Origin of the sequence: Sphingomonas sp. RB1R13 (genome assembly GCF_036663775.1) — a bacterium.
Lineage (GTDB): Bacteria > Pseudomonadota > Alphaproteobacteria > Sphingomonadales > Sphingomonadaceae > Sphingomicrobium.
In genome coordinates, this window is the sequence record NZ_JAXOJM010000030.1 from 1 (window position 1) to 1,399 (window position 1,399).

1 protein-coding gene and 2 pseudogenes are annotated in these 1,399 nt (G+C 67.0%); all 3 read right to left on the reverse strand.

What is annotated here, in order from left to right; all coding sequences use genetic code 11:
• A pseudogene (locus tag U1700_RS14525) lies at window positions 1–284 on the reverse strand (heparinase); the annotation flags it as partial.
• 17 nt (window positions 285–301) lie between these two features.
• Window positions 302–958: a ribulose-phosphate 3-epimerase gene (gene rpe, locus U1700_RS14530; protein ID WP_332753405.1), complete on the reverse strand. Its 657-nt coding sequence runs from the start codon at window positions 956–958 to the stop codon at window positions 302–304.
• Between the two features lie 33 nt (window positions 959–991).
• Window positions 992–1,399, reverse strand: a pseudogene (locus tag U1700_RS14535) (SAM-dependent methyltransferase); the annotation flags it as partial.

Below are 1,399 nucleotides of genomic sequence, written 5' to 3' on the forward strand. Positions count from 1 at the left end.
ACCCCGCGCTCCTCGCCGCGCCAGTCGAGCACGCCGCCGAGCAGCGCATGGCCCCGCTCGATATCGCCCAGGATCGGGTCCTCGGGCACCCCCATCAGCTTCAGCGGATGCCGCCCCTTCAGCCGCAGCGAATGGAGCGGCGTGCGCCAGGTCAGCCGGTGGAGATGCTCGCTCAGGCGATCGGCGAGCGACAGGCCGCCGGTCTGGACGCGGACGAGGCGTTTGCCCTCTTCGATGCTGTCGGCGGCGATACGGGCCTCTTCGGCCCCCATGCGATCGCGCATTTCGGTCAAATGCCCGCTCAGCCGCGCAGCGCGGCGATATTGGCGGCGTAATGCTCAGGGCCACCCCGGAACGCGGCGGTACCCGCGACCAGCGCATCGGCCCCCGCCTCGATACAGCGCTTCGCCCAGGCCGGATCGACGCCGCCATCGACCTCCAGGTCGATGGCCCGGCCCGAATGGTCGATCATCTTGCGGATCGCGGAAATCTTCTTGAGCTGACTCTCGATGAAGCTCTGCCCGCCGAAACCGGGGTTCACGCTCATCACCAAGACCAGGTCGACCATGTCGATCAGATAGTCGAGCATCTTGGCGGGCGTAGCCGGATTCAGCACGACGCCCGCGCGCTTGCCCAGCCCCTTGATATGCTGGATCGTGCGGTGGATGTGCGGCCCCGCCTCCGGGTGGACGGTGATCGTGTCCGCGCCCGCCTCGGCAAAGGCGTCGAGATAGGCGTCGATCGGCGAGATCATCAGATGCACGTCGAACGGCTTGGTCGTGTGCGGGCGCAGTGCCTTCACCACCGCCGGGCCGATGGTGATGTTGGGCACGAAATGCCCGTCCATCACATCGATATGAATCCAGTCGGCGCCCGCAGCGTCGATGGCCCGGACTTCTTCGCCCAGCTTGGCGAAATCGGCGGAAAGGATGGAGGGAGCGATACGCACAGGAAGCATGGTTTTCACCTGTACCTGCATATCGCGCCCAAGTCAGCCTTTGCGTTGCAACATCGCGATGAAGAATCCGTCAAGACGCCCCTCTTTTGCGAGCATCGTCGGCAGGGTGCGGATCGTGCCCTTGTCGGTGATGCCCGGCCAGTCGCCGGTGATCGGAACCAGCGCATAATCGGGCCGCGCCTCCAGGAAGGCCGCGATCTGCGCCTCGCCCTCCTCGGGCTCCAGCGAGCAGGTGGCATAGACCATGGTCCCGCCCGGCTTCAGCCAGTCGGCGGCGCGGGCCAGGATCACGCGCTGAAGCTCCGCCATCTCGGCGATGATCGCGGGACGGACGCGGTAGAGGACGTCGGGGTGGCGACGGAAGATGCCGCTGGCGCTGCACGGCGCGTCGACCAGGATCGCGTCGGCCTGCTCGCTCGGGGCCCATTCGCGCAGGTCGGC